Origin of the sequence: Heliomicrobium undosum (genome assembly GCF_009877425.1) — a bacterium.
GTDB classification, from domain to species: Bacteria; Bacillota; Desulfitobacteriia; order Heliobacteriales; family Heliobacteriaceae; genus Heliomicrobium; species Heliomicrobium undosum.
Map to the genome: position 1 here is coordinate 56,532 of NZ_WXEY01000004.1, position 16,193 is coordinate 72,724.

At 55.1% G+C, this 16,193-nt stretch carries 12 protein-coding genes and 4 tRNA genes; 12 read left to right on the top strand and 4 right to left on the bottom strand.

Going from position 1 to position 16,193, the window contains the following annotated elements; translation table 11 throughout:
• Positions 1–59: 59 nt before the first annotated feature.
• The 10 genes from GTO91_RS05535 to GTO91_RS05580 all read left to right on the top strand — a co-directional run bounded on the left by GTO91_RS05535 (position 60) and on the right by GTO91_RS05580 (position 5,201).
• A tRNA-Arg gene (locus GTO91_RS05535) sits at positions 60–136 on the top strand.
• 186 nt (positions 137–322) lie between these two features.
• Positions 323–399, top strand: a tRNA-Arg gene (locus GTO91_RS05540).
• Between the two features lie 26 nt (positions 400–425).
• A tRNA-Arg gene (locus GTO91_RS05545) sits at positions 426–502 on the top strand.
• A gap of 90 nt (positions 503–592) precedes the next feature.
• On the top strand, positions 593–1,051 hold the full coding sequence (locus tag GTO91_RS05550; protein WP_328793736.1) for a nucleoside deaminase: 459 nt from the start codon (positions 593–595) through the stop codon (positions 1,049–1,051).
• A gap of 61 nt (positions 1,052–1,112) precedes the next feature.
• Positions 1,113–1,204 (top strand) — tRNA-Ser (locus GTO91_RS05555).
• Positions 1,205–1,375: 171 nt separating this feature from the next.
• Positions 1,376–1,561 carry a hypothetical protein gene (locus GTO91_RS05560; RefSeq protein ID WP_161256123.1) on the top strand — a complete coding sequence of 62 codons (186 nt, stop codon included), beginning with the start codon at positions 1,376–1,378 and terminating at the stop codon, positions 1,559–1,561.
• A gap of 232 nt (positions 1,562–1,793) precedes the next feature.
• The gene (locus GTO91_RS05565; protein ID WP_161256126.1) at positions 1,794–2,432 is read left to right on the top strand and encodes a TetR/AcrR family transcriptional regulator; all 639 of its coding nucleotides are present in this window, start codon (positions 1,794–1,796) and stop codon (positions 2,430–2,432) included.
• Between the two features lie 97 nt (positions 2,433–2,529).
• Positions 2,530–3,117: a hypothetical protein gene (locus tag GTO91_RS05570; protein WP_161256129.1), complete on the top strand. Its 588-nt coding sequence runs from the start codon at positions 2,530–2,532 to the stop codon at positions 3,115–3,117.
• A gap of 18 nt (positions 3,118–3,135) precedes the next feature.
• Positions 3,136–4,464, top strand: coding sequence for an MFS transporter (locus tag GTO91_RS05575; RefSeq protein WP_161256132.1), 1,329 nt, complete (start codon positions 3,136–3,138; stop codon positions 4,462–4,464).
• A 233-nt stretch (positions 4,465–4,697) separates the two neighbouring features.
• A complete protein-coding gene (locus tag GTO91_RS05580) occupies positions 4,698–5,201 on the top strand; it encodes a hypothetical protein (protein ID WP_161256135.1) in 504 nt (167 codons plus the stop codon).
• 138 nt (positions 5,202–5,339) lie between these two features.
• Here GTO91_RS05580 and GTO91_RS05585 read toward each other — a convergent pair whose 3' ends face one another.
• Genes GTO91_RS05585 through GTO91_RS05595 form a run of 3 tightly spaced genes read right to left on the bottom strand, consistent with a single transcriptional unit; the run spans position 5,340 to position 10,402 of the window.
• On the bottom strand, positions 5,340–8,483 hold the full coding sequence (locus GTO91_RS05585) for an efflux RND transporter permease subunit (RefSeq protein ID WP_161256138.1): 3,144 nt from the start codon (positions 8,481–8,483) through the stop codon (positions 5,340–5,342).
• A 2-nt stretch (positions 8,484–8,485) separates the two neighbouring features.
• Positions 8,486–9,832, bottom strand: a complete 1,347-nt coding sequence (locus GTO91_RS05590) for an efflux RND transporter periplasmic adaptor subunit (RefSeq protein ID WP_207708974.1) — start codon at positions 9,830–9,832, stop codon at positions 8,486–8,488.
• A 45-nt stretch (positions 9,833–9,877) separates the two neighbouring features.
• Positions 9,878–10,402 (bottom strand): PadR family transcriptional regulator, encoded by a 525-nt coding sequence (locus GTO91_RS05595; RefSeq protein WP_161256141.1) that lies wholly within the window; start codon positions 10,400–10,402, stop codon positions 9,878–9,880.
• Positions 10,403–10,715: 313 nt separating this feature from the next.
• Here GTO91_RS05595 and GTO91_RS05600 point away from each other — a divergent pair, with 313 nt between their 5' ends.
• Positions 10,716–11,099 (top strand): CoA-binding protein, encoded by a 384-nt coding sequence (locus GTO91_RS05600; protein WP_161256144.1) that lies wholly within the window; start codon positions 10,716–10,718, stop codon positions 11,097–11,099.
• Positions 11,100–11,635: 536 nt separating this feature from the next.
• The gene (locus GTO91_RS05605; RefSeq protein WP_161256147.1) at positions 11,636–13,615 is read left to right on the top strand and encodes a methyl-accepting chemotaxis protein; all 1,980 of its coding nucleotides are present in this window, start codon (positions 11,636–11,638) and stop codon (positions 13,613–13,615) included.
• Between the two features lie 53 nt (positions 13,616–13,668).
• Here the strand turns inward: GTO91_RS05605 and GTO91_RS05610 are convergent, their stop codons facing one another.
• Entirely contained in the window at positions 13,669–16,170 is a 2,502-nt protein-coding gene (locus tag GTO91_RS05610; RefSeq protein WP_161256150.1) for a DsrE/DsrF/DrsH-like family protein, read from the bottom strand.
• Positions 16,171–16,193 lie beyond the last annotated feature (23 nt).

The window sequence follows — 16,193 nt, forward strand, 5'->3', positions numbered from 1 at the left end:
AGTTCCCTATTGCCAAAGCGGGGAAAGGGGACTATAATAATTTTTGTGCCTCAGGAGATGCGCCCGTAGCTCAGCTGGATAGAGTAATTGACTACGAATCAAGAGGTCGGAGGTTCGAATCCTCCCGGGCGCGCCATTTGCACATCAGCCCTGCGAGTATGCAGGGTTTTTGTTTTGCAGCTTTTTGATTAGCGGCTTTTTTGGAACAGGCCGTGCGCGTTTTCAGAACAGCGAGACAGAAATTGCCACACCCTACACCTTGACGCATCAACAGCATTTTGTTATACTATCTCATGCGGCGCGAGAGAGCGCCGGGAAATATGCGCCCGTAGCTCAGCTGGATAGAGTAATTGACTACGAATCAAGAGGTCGGAGGTTCGAATCCTCCCGGGCGCGCCATTTCTTTTTTTATTTTAGCGGAAAATGCCTCCGTAGCTCAGTGGATAGAGCGAGGGCGTCCTAAGCCCTGTCGTCGGGAGTTCGATTCTCTCCGGGGGCACCAGGAAGGCACCGTCCTTTTCCCCGAACCTTGTGTCGGGAAAGGCGTTTTATTCGTGGGCCGATTCCATCAATCGAAGAGCAGGGAACCGCAGTGGCACTCGATGACGACAAGTTCATGGGGTTGGCCCTGGAGGAAGGCCGGCAGGCCTTTGCCAAGGGCGAGGTGCCGATCGGCTGTGTCATCGTCAAAGACGGCGAGGTCATTGGCCGGGGACACAACCTCCGCGAGACGGACAAGAACCCCGTTGCCCATGCCGAAGTCCTGGCCATCCAGGATGCGGCCAACCGCACCGGCGGCTGGCGATTGGCGGGAACAACCTTGTACGTGACCGTGGAACCTTGTCCCATGTGCGCCGGCGCCATCGTGTTGGCCCGGATCCCTCGCGTTGTCTTCGCCGTCATGGACCCAAAAGGCGGAGCGGCCGGAACCTGCTTCAACATCCTCGAAAGCCCCTGGACGAACCACCGCGTGTCGGTCGTCTCCGGTGTGCGCGAGGAAGAGGCCAAAGAACTGATGCAGTCCTTTTTTCAGCGGCTGCGCAGGAAATAGGCTGTTCGTTCAACCGTTGCTTCAGTGACTGAGTTCTGAATCATGAAAACCGCATAAACACGGAGAGGTGGCTGAGTTGGTCGAAGGCGCCCGACTCGAAATCGGGTAGGCGTTAACAGCGTCTCGTGGGTTCGAATCCCACCCTCTCCGCCATACATAAAACCCGAGAATCAACGTTTGACTGTAGTTAAGCGTTGATTTTTTGTTTTTACAATTATTGAACCGTTTCTGCTTTTTCGAGGAGCAGCAATGGCTTTTACCTATGAATTTCAGGCATAATATTAAAAAGCTTAACGAGGGAACGGTAAAGAAGAAGGGCCTAAAATGGCATATAACTCCAAAGTTGAAAAGAGACCGCCTTCGAAAGAAATGCTACTCGAAGCCCATAAACGTTATGTCGACCTTATAACTAAAACGTCTGCCGCTGGAATAACCAAAGCAGACTTAGAGAGAGACGTTAAAGAAGTATTTGAAGAGATCAAAGCAAGTCGCCGTTCCGGTTATAATTGACACGAACGTATTGGTCCCCTGCGTAACAATGAAGAAGCCGTCTCCTGCTTGACTTTTCGCAGGAGACGGCTCTTTTTTCGTTCACGTTGTGTCTAGACGCTGAAGACGAGTCGTCTGCGCTTTTTCTCCAACGACGAAGAACGTAAAAAGGATATTGACCGACCGTCGGTTAGTGTAGCATAATGAAAGTAATCAACAGCAATGATTTACAGAACGATCGGAGGAGGAAGCCATGGCACGCATCGTGAAAAAACCGGAAGAACGACGCAGGGAGCTCATCGAAGCAGCCCTGGAACTGTTCCAAAGTCAAGGATACGGGAATACCACCGTCGAGGCGGTCATCCGTAAGACGGGGATCGCCAAAGGGACGTTCTATCATTACTTCCAGTCCAAAGAGGATATCCTTGCAGCCGTCGTCGACAGCATGCTTAGCCGGGTTATCGCAGACGCCCGCGCCGTTTCCGACGACCTCTCTCTAAACGCGCTGGAGAAACTGCAACGGCTTCTCGGCGGGGAGAACCAGGTCTTCCGTGAGGCGGAGGGGATGGCGGAAAGCCTGCATCATCCTGAAAACCGCGAACTGCACGAAAAGACGAATGTGGAAATCGTATTGCAGTTGTCGCCGGTGCTGGCCGATGTGATTGAACAGGGAGTCAGGGAAGGCTTTTTTCAGGTTGAGAACGTGCTGGAAACGGTGCAGTTCCTGCTTGCCGGTTCCCAGTTTCTCTTCGACCTCGGGCTGTTCCGCTGGTCGAGAGAAGAAGCGCTCCTCCGCGCACAGGCGATGGCTACAGTGATTGAGCGGACATTGGGGGCTGAAAAAGGAACCTTTCAGTTCCTCGTAAATAAGTACAGAACGAAAGAGTTGTAGGTGAGAGGCAAGTGGAGTAATACGGGGATAGACGCAGAAGTCCTGTAGCGCGGTCGGAGACGAGCGCCGGTCAGAGATTCGGATCGGAGGTATGGCGATGAGGAAGGATGCATTCGTTTACAAACCCGTACGATATTTTGTGATCACCTTTCTGTTTACCTGGACCGCCTGGTTCCTCTCGGCCTTTTTAAGCTTTCAGGCTGGGTGGGAGGCGCTGCAAGGCGCAATGATGGGCATCGGCCTGCTGGGTCCGCTCGTCGCTGCGTTATGGATGGTCTACGGATCAAAGATCAGCGTCTTGAAACAGGATTTTGCAAACAAGCTGACCAACCTCAACCGGATCCAGCCGATCTTCCTGCCTGTCGTCATCCTGCTGATGCCCCTCGTCATGGTCCTGTCGATCCTGCTGTCTACGGCATTTGGCCAGGTCATCCCGATGACCATCATCACCAACTGGCTTTACTATAAGAACAACCGCAGCATCATTGCCGCCATCGTCTTTCACGCCGTCGTTGTCGTGTCCTCGGAAATGTTTCAAGCAGTGGACTTCACAAAATGCATCGTCACGGTTGTGCTGGCGATGATCGCAGTCAGCATCGTCCTGATAGACAGTAACTTCTTTTTCAATAAAAACAAGGCTGTCCTTTTCACAGATCTCGATGGTACGCCTGGTCGCTTTGTGTAAGCCCGAAAGGAGCAGAAAATGGCTCAGAATTACGGCTTCTCCAGATTCATGGTTGTCTGGTCCGGACAGTTGATCTCCAACATCGGGAGCGGGCTGACGGCTTTTACGCTCGGCTTGTTCGTGTATCAGACGACGGAGAGCGCCACGAGTTATGCCCTGCTCATGCTTTTTTCCTTTCTGCCGTCGTTGTTGCTGAAGCCTGTCGGCGGGGTGTTGGCTGACCGCTTTGACCGGCGACTGATGATGATCACCGGCGACCTGGGGTCGGCCATGGGCTTGCTATTCATTCTCGGTTGGCTGCTTTCCGGCCACTTGGCGCTGTGGCAGATTTACACGGGCGCAGCCATCAGTTCGGTATTTGCAGCCTTGCAAAACCCAGCCTACAAGGCTTCGGTGTCCGACTTCCTGCCAGAAGAAAGGTTCGCCCAGGCGAGCGGGTTGATGCAACTCGCCGCCTCGTCCCAGTACCTCGTCTCACCGGTCCTGTCCGGTTTTTTGTTCAACCGGATAGACATAAAATATATCCTCCTCATCGATATGGCTACCTTCTTCATCGCTGTGCTGGCTGTCTTTTTCGTGCGGGCGAACCAAGCCACTTCGTTGCGAAAAGTGGAAAAACCGCAACTCTTTTCAGAAATGCGAGAGGGCTTTCATGCGATCACCGGCAACAAAGGCATCGTCATCCTGATCGCCATCACGTCGGTGCTTTGTTTCTATATTGGCTTTTTGCAGACCCTCTTCGGGCCGATGCTGCTCCATTTGATGGACGCCGAAAGCTTTGGCGTCACGCAGGCCCTCTGCGCTGCCGGACTGCTGGTCAGCAGCTTGTTGATAGGGGTGATGGGCGGTTCTGAACGTCATGTCAGCACGATCTCCCTGTCCCTGTTTTTGGTCGGGCTGTTCTATGCATGGATTGGCTGCTCCACGAACAGGCACTTCATCATCGTATCCGGCTTTCTCTTTTTCTTCACGCTGCCCTTTGTCCAGACCAGCCTGGAAGTGCTGATCCGCCGGAATGTAGACAACGAAAAGCAAGGGCGCGTCTGGTCGATCATCTCCCTTGTCACCCAGTTGGGCTATCCTGTGGCCTATGGTTTGGCAGGCCCCTTGGCCGACGATGTCTTCAATCCCTTGTTGATGGAACAGGGCCTTCTCGCACCGACCGTCGGCAGGTTGATCGGCGCCGGAACGGGGCGGGGGATCGGGCTGATGTTCATCATCGCCGGCGTTCTCGTGATCCTTCTGGCCGCAGCGATCAGCCGGAACAGGGCCATAAGAGACCTTGAAAAAGGGGAAGGCCAAGGTGAGCCGTTCCCACCGGCCGGTTTGGGTCAGGCGAATACGTAGCGGCGGTCTGCCGGAATATGGTTTCACGATGGAACAGAGAGGCTGCCACCATGCCCGACATGGGTTCCTATGCGAATCCGAGAACCAAATTCGGTCAATAAAGAGTTCAAAAGATTTGAAAGAATGTAGGCGTAAGCGTAGAATTAACATTCAGAAGAAAGCAATTGAGATTGACGCCTAATGATGCGAAAAGGGATCTGCCACATAGGATATGGAAGCGGGAGAGGATTCAGATGGATTTAATCGACATTCGCGGTGAAATCAATCAACATGTAAGGCTCCTGATAAATAACGCCAATTTTAGACTGGGTCGTTGCGGTGATTCGAGGATTCGTTTTACTTCGGACAACATGACGCTTGCAGATTCAAAAGGCGGCGCACTATTAATCAATTCACGAAGGTTATTTGTTTTTGAATGTGAGCTAAGGCAAGATGCATATACGCTTCAGCTGCTCATCTCCCGTGGTGAAAAGCACAATAGGGAAAGGGCCTTAAAGGTTTATTATGACCATCGTAATACGGTGGAGTTAGCGTGGGTGTATGGAATAGCCTCGAATGCCGTGGATAGACACAATACGAGAATTTACAAGATTAAGTTGTTAGAAGATAGCGAACTACAAACGAATGATTACGGTGAGAGAGTCAATCGGGCAAAAGGACTTGTTGGGGAAAGATTCAACCACTTTATCCAAAAAGATGTACCTGAATTAGAAAGGTTATTTGGTGTGTTACAGTAATTGACTCAACAGCCGGAGGCCGGCAAATGGACAAGTGCCTTTGACGGAATGATGTTCTAAAAAACAATATCAGAAAACGAGAAGAAACCTGCCGCTACAATGCAGTAGGTTTCTTCTCGTTTAGGATTCTTGAAGTTGCTACCTTAATGAGGTTGTTTTCCCTATCCGCCCCTTCACCCTGGCTAACACCGTATAAAAGCACGGCACGATCACGAGCGTCAGCATTGTGGAGAAGAACAGCCCCGAGATGATCGTCACCGCCATGGGCTGGAAGAGCACGTCGCCCGAGATGGCCAGGGGGAGCAGGCCGGCGATGGCGGTGCCGGAGGTGAGCAGGATGGGCCGCAACCGGGCTTCACCGGCGGAGATGACGGCTTCGATCAATTCCTGACCGCCGTGGCGGGCTTCTTCGATGAACTCGACGAGGATGATGCCGTTTCGGACGACGATGCCGGCCAGGCAGATAGCGCCCATCATGGTCATGAAGCCGAGGGGCGTTCGCGTGATGAACAATCCGATCAGGCTGCCGGCGAAGGCGAGGAAGATGGTGCTCAAGACGAGGAAGGGGATCGACAGGGAGTAGAACTGCATGGCGATCAGGATGACGATGAGGAAGACGACGACTACCGACAACTTGCCCATGTCGACGAAGACTTCGGTCTGGTCGGACGTCTCGCCGCCGATCTCGTAGCGGTAACCGTCGGGCATTTGCAGGGCCTCCAGCTTCGGCTTCAGTTCGGCGATCGCTTCCGTGGCCGTCCGGTCTTTCAGGTCCGAAGAGACGGTGACGACGCGGGAGAGGTTTCTGTGGGAGATGGAAGAGATGGCAAAACCGGGCTTCACATCGGCCAATTGGTAGAGGGGGATCTGCTCGCCCCGGGCGTTCGGGACGGTGAGGCGGTGAATGGCTGTCAGGGGATCGACGCCTTTGGCTTCACTGTACAGCGTGATGTCGATCAGGTCGCGCCCCGTGTCATACTTGCTGACGGACAGGCCTTCACTGACGAGGCGGATGGTGCGGGACAGGTCGCCTTCATTCACCAGGAGGGCATCCATCATGTCCTTGCGGACCTGGAAGTTGAGGGCGTATTTGTCGACGCCGAAGGAATCATTGATATCGAATGTCCCTGGCATATCTTTGATGATGTTCTGGACCTGCTGGGAGAGGCCGCGCAACTGTTCCACGTCGCTCCCGTAGAGGCGGACGACGATGGGTTTGCCCACCGGCGGGCCGCCTTCCATTTCTTTCGGGATGACCGTCGCTTGAGGGAAACGCTCGGACAGTTCCTTTTCCCACAATGCGACCGCTTTCGATGTGGGCAGTTTCTCCTTGTCCACTTTGACGACGATCTGACCGATGTTGTCAGCGTTGCCCAAGCCCGTATCGCCGCTGAACATTTTCGGGGCAAAGGTTCCTGCATAGCCGGCTGTCATGGTCACCCCTGGCTGTTCATCGACCCAGCGGCAGATCTCATTGAGAGTGCGAGCCGTTTCCGCAATGCTGGTGCCGACGGGGGTGCGCACGTTGATGAACATTTCAGCGCGGTCGGCCGTGGGGAACAGTTGGATCGGCGTAAAGGGGATTAAGGCGTAGCCAATCAAGGCGACACCGACGCCGATCAAGCCGGTGCGCAAGGGGTGACGAAGCATCTTGGGCATCAACGTCCCGGCGTAATAGGCGGTGAGCCGCTGGATCTGGGGGCCAAGCAGACCGGCAGGTTTTCGGTAAAAATCATCAGCCGATGCGGTTTCGGCATGGCTGGTGCTTTGTCCGCTTTGTCCGCTGCTTTGCCCATTGTCTTGTCCCTTTCCCTGCCGGCGCGTTTCCCGCCACTCCCGGAAGATGGGGATGACCGACAGGGACATGACCATCGAGGCCACCATGGCCAGGGTGATGATGATGGGGATGGGTTTGATGAAGGAACCGACGTTGCCGTCGAGCAGGGCCAGCGGCGCAAAGGCGCAGATGGTGGCCAGTGTGGCCGTCAGGATGGAGATGGCGACTTCCTTGCTGCCCCGGATGGCGGCTTCCGTCGGGCTTTCGCCGAGGACGGCGAGGCGGCGCTCGATGTTGTCGTTGACGACGACGGCGTCATCGACGAGGATGCCCAGGACGATGATCAGGGCGATGACCGAGATCTGATTCAACGTCACGCCGAAGCTCCCCAAGGGAATCAGGCCGACGGCCAGGGAGATGGGGAGGGCCATCATGACCACGAAGGATGTGGTGATGTTTAAGCCCAAGGTGCAAACGAGGACGACGGCGGCGATGGCGATGAGCGTCTCGCGGGTGAGGTCGGAGAAGAGTTCGTCGATCCGCTCGTTTTGGGCATAGACGAGGTCGATCTTCGCCCAGTTGGGCAGGGTCGTCTTCAAGTAGTCCAGGGTCTTATCGATGTTTTTTTGCACCGAGGGGATGTCGCTGCCCGTTTCGGGGCTGACGCTGATGCTGATGGCCGGGCGACCGTTGTGGTAGGCGTAGACGTCGACCGGTTTGGTCGTCAGTTCGACCGTGCCGATGTCTTTGAGGTAGATGGGCGTTCCCTCGGGCGTGCGAGCGATGAGGGAGCGGCTGAACTCGCCCACATCCTTGACCTCCCGCAAGGCCAGTTCGTAGGTGCGCTTATCCCCCTGGATATCGCCGAGGGGGGCTTTTTCGTTCAACTGCTTGACGGCGTTTAAGACTTGGCCCCAGGAGAGGCCGAAGTTCCGCAGTTTTTGGCTGTCCACGGTCACCCGGACTTCCTCGTCCGGCAATCCCGTGACGGTGACGTTGGAGACGTGGGGGATGGTGCGCAACTGGTCTTTCCAGTTTTGAATCATGTCCCGTAGGGAATAGAGGTCTTCGTGCCGGTCGGCGGAGATGTTGAAGGTCATGATAAAGGTGCGGTTGAGGTCATCGTTGACGATGGGCTGTTTACAGTCGTCGGGGAGATCCTTTTCCGCATCTTTGACTTTTTTGCGAAGCTCCTCCCAACGGCCTTCCGGTTCGATGTCGTCGTTGCACTCGATGATAATCGACGAGACGCCCAGGCTGGAGGTGGAGGTGATCGATTTGAGGCCCTGGATTTCTTTGATCTGCTCCTCGATCTTGCGGGTGACTGCCTGCTCCACTTTGGACGGCATGGCGCCGGGGTAGATGGTCGTCACGGCGGCGGTGCGGACGACGATGTCCGGCGTTTCCTGCTTGGGCAAGCCATAGAAGCTGAAGAGCCCGAGCAGGGTGATCATGACGAAAAAGAGCAGGGTGATTTTGCGTTTTTTGACGATGTATTCGATCATGGTTACTGGCCTCCGCCTGTGGAGGGGGAGGCGTTTTGCGCAGGAGCGGGCGCGGGGGAAGGCGCAGGGACAAGGGCAGGGGCGGGGGCAGGGGCGGAGGCAGGCGCGGGGGCTGGCGAAGGCGCAGCGGCAGTGAGCGGGGCGACGGCGTCGCCGTCGAAGAGGCGTTCGACGCCGCTGGTGATGATCTGTTCGCCCGGCTGGATGCCTGATTTGACCTCCAGGTGGTTGTTGATCAGTTCGCCGATTTCGACGAAGCGCTTGACGGCGCGGCCCTCTTGCAGGACAAAGACATAGGGTTTATCCTGGCCGCGGCGGACGACCGACTGCACCGGCGTCCAGAGGCCTTCCTTCACCTTGTTGACGTGATTGACCCGGACCACCTGACCGGCCAGCCAGTCACGGTTCGGGTTGTCGATCCAGATCTCCACGCCCACGGTCCCCGTGTTCTGGGTGGCGGCGGGGTAGATGTACTTGATTTTGCCGTCACGCTTTTGGCCGTAGAGGTCGACGGTGACGGTCCCGTCCTTTTGCCAGTCGCCAATCTCCCGGTCAGGGACGGGGATGACGACCTTCAAGGTATCAATCGCAGCGATTTTGTAGATGGCCGTACCCGCGCCGACCAGTTGGCCCGCATTGGTCAGTTTGGCGACCACCGTCCCGGAGAAGGGCGCTTTCAGCCGCGTCTTGTCCAAGGTTAAGGCAGCCTTTTTCTGGCGCGACAGGGACTGTTCATAGACCGCTTGGGTCTGCTCTTTGACTTCGTCGCGCGCGCCGTGGAGGACATTTTGGTAGACCTGTTCGGCGTATGTAAAATCGTTTTCGGCGACGGTCAACTGGGTCTGGGCGCTTTCAAAGTCCCTCCGGGAGAGGGCGCCGCTATCGTAGAGAACTTTGTACCGTTCAAAATCGGCCTTCAGTCTGTCCAGATTGGCGCGGGCTTTTTCCATGGTGGCCTGGGCCTGTTTGACCTCAAAAGCGGTGGCGCCGTTTTCCACCTGCCGCAGGCTGGCACCCGACTGGGCCGCTGCGGCCGCTGCGGCGTCCAGGTCCAGGGCGTAATCGGATGGATCGATCTGCGCCAGTACGCCGCCGGCGGGAATGTTGTCGCCTTCTTTGACCAGCGTCGAGGCGATGCGGCCGCCCACTTCAAAGGATAAGACAGCCTCCTCCAGGCCTTGCAGCGTTCCCGAAAACTCGCCGTTCAGTTGTTGGCTGCTCATCGCTGCGGTGACGATTTCGACGCTACGGGCCGCGCTTTCCGGCGTGTCGCTTTTCCCGCAAGCTGTCAGCAACATAGAGGCCGACAGGATGAGGGCGGCTGAACGGATCATATGAGCTTTTCGCATGATGTACCCTTCCTTATGATCTTTTTATGTTGTCCTATGCCGGCATCAGTTCTTGTGATCCGGCGCTTCTAATTCAGAAATGATGTTCTCCAGTTCGGTGACGGCGCCTTGTTGTATCGCCAATCCGAGCCGCAAAGCAAGCCTTTCACTGGCGCAAAGACAGGGCTCTTGCTCCACGTTTTTTAGTTTGTCGAGATCCTCCGTTAATTGGGCCAACTCTTGCTTAAGCCACTTCAATCGTTGTTCTTCTGAGGCATGTTTGCCGAAGACCAGGCGCATCATAAAGTCGTATTTGATGGTCTTCGGTTCGATGGGACTCTGTATGTAGGCTTGGAAGGCCTCTTTGCCTTTTGCGGTGATGTGGTACAGGTGTTTGTTCGGTTTTCCTTCCTGGACGATGATCTCTTTCTCGATATACCCTTCCTTCTCCATCCGGTTTAACGTTGGATAGATCGTGCCGAAAGAGGCCACAAACATGTCGGGAAGGTATTTCTCAAAATGCTGTTTGATGTCATAACCAGACATGGGCGTATCGTGGAGAACCCCCAGGATCACGTCTTGCCCTTTCAACCCAGCACCTCCCATGGGAAAAAGTATTTTCAGCATTCAGGATTTATTCTCGATGTTTATATTCACATTGTTAATATAGACGTGGGAAGGCGCATCGTCAAGAGGGTTGTTGAGACGAGTGTTCGCTTCGTGTCTATCCATGGGGCGGCAAAGGGTTCAGAGGCATTGACGATTCTCCGTTGGCGCATAACGAGGTTGGATATAACGAGGTTGGACATTACGAGGTCCGACAGAGGAGTAAAACCTTGTTAATGGAAGATAATATTTCTGGTATGATAAGAAGCAGGTACAAAGAGTAAATGGGGTGCGCGCAATGGAAGACCTGATTACGTCCATGCTGGAGCAAAAAGTCTGGGTGGTGGCCGGCTCTTTCCGCAGCGAGGAAAAGTGGGCCTATAAGATCTACCGCAAGTTAAAACAAAAGGGGTACACCGTCTACGCCTTAAACAAGGCGATCAAAGAGGTGGACGGCGACCCGACGTACCCGGAACTGAAAGACCTGCCCCAGGTGCCGCAGGTGATCAACCTGGTCACCCCGCCGGAGGTAAGCCGGAAGTTGGTCGATGAAAGCAAGTCCATCGGCATCGACTATGTATGGTTCCAACCGGGAGCGGAAAGCGCCGAGGCCGTCGAGGCGGCGGAAAAAGCCGGGCTGAAGGTGCTGCACAACGCCTGTGTGTATGCGCTGCACAACTAAACATTTCGAGTATTGAACTGATGATACTCCCTCATTGAAGGAATCGTCATTTGTGGCTTGGGTAAGTGAAAGACCAACGCAAAAGTCCAATGGCATATTTCAAAGGGAAATAATCAAAGGATAAAAATCAACGGCTAAATAAACGGTCGTTGATTTTTTTGTTTTTATTTCGTAACAGTGGGCTAAGAAGGCGTATCTTTTTCAAAGATGATTAAAAACTGAATTTCAAATGAAAAAAAGAATTTATTTACATAAACAAGAAGGACTTGTCGGAACTGTGGGAGAAATATGCTTTGGTGGTAAAAACTTATGTACTCAAATAGTCCTCGAATACGGTTACTTTGCGAATACGGTTACATCAGCGAATAACGCGTTTGTCCGCGAAAATAGGTAGCCCAATGGTGAACTGGGGCGACGACGATCCTGGTGAAGGGGGATTACCGAAGGCATAAAGGAGGATAGAGGCGAATGGGGATTCCTGATTCCCCTTTTTGCCGCATACGAAGATGACAATCAGAAATCGGATACTGGTGAGCATGGTCTCCATGACGCTGTTACCATTGTTGATTGGCGGCTATATTCTCTTCAAAGGTTCCGAAAAGGAATTAAAGCAGCAGATGCTTGCTAGTCATAAGGCCCAAGCGGAGTCAATCGCCTCACTGATTCAGGACCGGCTTGAATCGGAAGTAAAAATCGTGAACCACATCGCGAACTCGCCGTACATTCAATCGTTGTCTGCGCAACAGGGAGACCCGTACTTAAAAGAAATCGTCGACAAGTCGAACGGCGTATATTCGCACTTTCTTGCCACAGCAGCCAATGGAGATGAAGTCATTCACTCAGGGGGAATCCATGCAACCCCGCCGGTCAACTTAAAGGGCCGCGATTATTATGAAGGTCCGAAATCTGGAAAAGCGCTCATTTGTATGCCTAACATATCGAAATCGACAGGGCGTAAAGTGCTTCCGATTGCGGTGCCGATCTACCAGGAGGGCAAACAGATTGGCGGCGGGTTGTCCGGTTTTTTGTCCATGGATTATGTATCGAGGTTGGTCAGTCAATACAAGATTGGTGAACATGGTTTTGTGTTGATGTTCGGCCAAGGCGGAGACAAGGTGGAAACCCGGGTGATCGCATCGCCCAATCATCAAGATTTGTGGGACCGTGTTTTAACGGAAGACAAGAACAGCGATTGGAGAAATATCGCGGAACAAGCAAAAAACAAAAAACCGGGCACCTTTATGGTGAATGAAAACGGCGTCGAGTATCATGTTTCATTTGTTCCAGTGGGTATTTATGACTGGCACATTGCCGTGGCGACACCCACCAAAGAGATTTTTGATGTCGCTGCCATACATGAAGTGAAGACGATTTACTACGGATTAGTCCTTGTTGCGCTCCTGCTTTGCACCGGCATCGCCTTCTTCATGGCGAACCGCATTTCCAGTCCTATCGGTAAGATGAAGGATAAGGTGAGTGAATTGGCAGGGAGCGGCGGCGATTTGACCCATCGCTTGCCGGTGGATGCCAATGACGAGTTCGGTCAACTGGCCCATGCCTTTAATTCGATGATGGATAACCTGCAAGACTTGATCAAACAAGCCAACGGTAAGAGCAATCAAGTGGCCGCTTCCACCCAAGAGCTTTCCGCAAGCGCCGAGCAAATCACCCTGTCGGCGAATCGGATTGTGAACATGATGGATCAACTGGTCAGTGGCGCGGACCGGCAGCAGGCAGGCGCCTTTGAAAGCGCTCGCGCCATTGAAGAAGTCGCCCAGGGCGTGCAGCATATCGCTGAAAGCGCCGAAAAGGTTGCTTGTTCTGCCGCAACGGCTTCCCAACAGGCGCAGCGAGGAGACCAGACCATCCAAGAAGTCATCGCGCAGATGGGGCAGATTCGTTCCTCTGTCGACAATCTTGCTGCCGTGATGGAGGGGTTGGGCGTCCGCTCTGAAAAAATCGGCCAGATTGTGGCGATGATCACGGGAATCGCCGGACAGACGAACCTGCTCGCCTTAAACGCCGCCATTGAAGCAGCCAGGGCGGGGGAAGCGGGACGGGGATTTGCGGTGGTGGCAGAAGAGGTGCGTAAGTTGGCCGAACAGTCGGCGGACGCTACTCGCCAAATTTCAGAGATCATTCGCCAAATCCAAGATGATACCGCTCAGGCTGTCGGGGTGATGGATGAGACGACGAAGGAAGTGAACAGGGGCAGCGTCGTTGTTCAGAAGGCTGGAAAGGCATTTCGTGAGATCCTCCAATCGACGAAGGGTGTAGCGCGAGATATTCAGGAAATATCCGCAGCCGCCGAAGAGATCTCTGCCGGAACGGAGGAAGTGTCTGCCGGCATTGAGGAGATGTATCGCATAGCGAAGGACACGGCGGAGTCCTGTAAAGAGATCGCGACTGTGACGACGGAGCAGGTGGCGGCGATCCATAATGTGAACGATTCTTCATTGCAATTAAGCGATATGGCGCAAGGTCAGTTAGCGTTGATGAAACGCTTTACGGTATAGCGAAAGAGCCCAAAAGGCGCTTCCCAGCAGGGGATGCCTTTTGGGCTCTTTCATTAGATAAACAGGTTGACGTTCGAATCCTCCGCTTCGCCCAGGTAGTATCCCACGCCGCCGATCTTAACGCCGTCGATCAGTTCCTCTGCCTTGACGCCCATCACGTCCATGGACATCTGGCAGGCCACCAGTTCAATCCCCTGGTCCAAGGCGGCTTTGATCAACTCTTCGAGGGATTGGACGTTTTTGTTTGCCATGACCATGCGGATCATCTTGGCGCCCATGCCCATCATGTTCATTTTTGAGAGGGGCAGCTTTTTGCTGTGGCTGGGCATCATCATGGAGAAGAGGTTGTCCATGAAGCCCTTCGTCACCGACGGGGGATTTTCTTTTTTCAGGATGTTCAGGCCCCAGAAGGTGAAGAACAGGGTCACCTTCTTCCCCATGGAGGCCGCCCCGTTGGCGATGATGAAGGAAGCGATGGCTTTGTCCAGGTCGCCGCTAAAGACGACGATCGTTTTATTGTCCTTCATGGGCGCTGGTTCTCCTCCCTCTTGGGATGCCGCGCGATTGGCCTGATGATCGGCCTGCGTGTCGCCTTTTTGGATCAACGCCTTGATCTGCCCGCCATCTTTCGCGTGGTGGAGCAGGGCGTTGCCGGTGCGTTTGCACCAGGCTTCGATGTCTTTGAAAAAGCCGGGGTCAGAGGCTTCCACATAGAGTCGTTGACCCGGCGCCATCTGGTCAATGCACTTTTTCACCTGCAACAGCGGTCCGGGGCAACAGAGACCGCAGGCGTCTAACTTGCGGTCGTGTTCGGAGAAGTCAATGGGCCGGGAAGGGAGGGGGGTCGAGCCGCCTTGCTCCGGCATCCGAGTATCGTTCCCGGCTTTTCCCACCGTATAGTGGGCGATCTCATAGGACGCATAGCCCCCGGACAGGTTCCTCGCCTTGAAACCCCGTTGCTTCAAAATTCGTTCGGCCAGGTAACCGCGGAAGCCGACTTTGCAGTACACCCAGTACGCTTTGCTCGGATCCAGTTCGCCCAGCCGCGGACGCAACTCGTCGAGGGGGAGATGGATCGCGCCGGGGATATGGCCGTTTTCATACTCCAGGTCGGTGCGCACATCGAGCAGCACGGCTTTTTCCCGGTCCATCCCGTCAATATCGCTGCTGACGAAGAGGTCCGCCCGGCCGGCCAGCACGTTTTCGGCGAGGAAGCCGGCCATGTTGACGGGGTCTTTGGCCGATGAATAGGGCGGCGCATAGGAGAGTTCCAGTTCCTTCAGGTCGTCGATGGTCCCGCCCATGCGGATGACCGTGGCGATAACGTCGATGCGCTTGTCCACGCCGTCATAGCCGAAGGCCTGAGCGCCGAGCACCTTGCCCCTTTCATCGAATAGCACCTTTAGCGTGATCGGCGTGGCGCCGGGGTAGTAGGAGGCGTGGGAATTGGGGTGGACGTGGACGACCCGGTAGGCCATGCCGAGGCGGCGGAGGGTGCGTTCGTTGTTACCCGTCACCGCCCCGGTGAGGCCGAAGATCTTGATGATGGAAGTGCCCTGGGAGCCCCGGAAGCGGCTGTCGATGCCGCAGATGTTGTCGGCGGCGATGCGGCCCTGTTTGTTGGCGGGGCCGGCCAGGGGGATGGCCGTCTCGCTGCCGTTGACGAAGTCGACGACTTGGATGGCGTCGCCGACGGCGTAGACGCTGTCCAGGTTGGTCTGCATGCGATCATTGACGACGATATGGCCGCGGGGGCCGAACTGGAGGCCCGAGCCCTTCAAAAAGTCCACATCAGGCTTGACGCCGATGGCCAGGATGACCATGCCGGCCTTCAGGCGGGCGCCGCTTTGCAGGGCGACCTCGATTTCGTCGCGGTCAGGAATCTCCGCAAATCCTTGCACCCCGTCGCCGGCGATCACCCGCACGCCGTGATCGGCCAGTTCCTTCTCGGCCAGGGTGACCATATCATCGTCAAAGGGCGGCAGGATATGGGGCGCCGCCTCCACCAGGGTGACGGCGATGCCGCGCTCGACCAGGTTCTCTGCCATCTCGACACCGATGAAACCGCCGCCGATAACGACGGCCTCTGTTCCCTCTTTTTTATGGGCCATGTTGTCGACGACAGCCTTGATCCGGTCGGCGTCGGGGATGTTGCGGACGGTAAAGATCTTGTCGCTCCCGACGCCGGCGATGGGCGGCACAAAGGGTTTCGCCCCCGGCGAGAGGACGAGCACGTCGTAGGTCTCTTCGTAAACGCCCCGGTCGGCGCTCTTGACGGTCACTTTTTTCTGCGCGCTGTCAATGGACACCACCTCGCTGTGCAGGCGGGCGTCGATGTTGAACCGGTCGAGCATCATCTGCGGCGTTTGCAGGATCAGGTTGGACCGTTCGACGATGGTCTCGCCGATGTAGTACGGCAGGCCGCAGTTGGCAAAGGAAATGTAGCCGTCTCGTTCAAAGAGAATGATTTCTGCCTGCTCGTCAAGCCTGCGCAGCCGGGCTGCTGTGGATGCCCCACCCGCGACGCCCCCCACGATGACGACTTTTTTGCTCATACATACCTCTCCTTGCGTGTTTT

Coding starts and splice junctions, on each gene's coding strand:
- GTO91_RS05560 (WP_161256123.1), top strand. CDS start 1,376: ATGGCATATAACTCCAAAGTTGAAAAGAGACCGCCTTCGAAAGAAATG.
- GTO91_RS05565 (WP_161256126.1), top strand. CDS start 1,794: ATGGCACGCATCGTGAAAAAACCGGAAGAACGACGCAGGGAGCTCATC.
- GTO91_RS05570 (WP_161256129.1), top strand. CDS start 2,530: ATGAGGAAGGATGCATTCGTTTACAAACCCGTACGATATTTTGTGATC.
- GTO91_RS05575 (WP_161256132.1), top strand. CDS start 3,136: ATGGCTCAGAATTACGGCTTCTCCAGATTCATGGTTGTCTGGTCCGGA.
- GTO91_RS05580 (WP_161256135.1), top strand. CDS start 4,698: ATGGATTTAATCGACATTCGCGGTGAAATCAATCAACATGTAAGGCTC.
- GTO91_RS05585 (WP_161256138.1), bottom strand. CDS start 8,483: ATGATCGAATACATCGTCAAAAAACGCAAAATCACCCTGCTCTTTTTC.
- GTO91_RS05590 (WP_207708974.1), bottom strand. CDS start 9,832: ATGCGAAAAGCTCATATGATCCGTTCAGCCGCCCTCATCCTGTCGGCC.
- GTO91_RS05600 (WP_161256144.1), top strand. CDS start 10,716: ATGGAAGACCTGATTACGTCCATGCTGGAGCAAAAAGTCTGGGTGGTG.
- GTO91_RS05605 (WP_161256147.1), top strand. CDS start 11,636: ATGGTCTCCATGACGCTGTTACCATTGTTGATTGGCGGCTATATTCTC.
- GTO91_RS05610 (WP_161256150.1), bottom strand. CDS start 16,170: ATGAGCAAAAAAGTCGTCATCGTGGGGGGCGTCGCGGGTGGGGCATCC.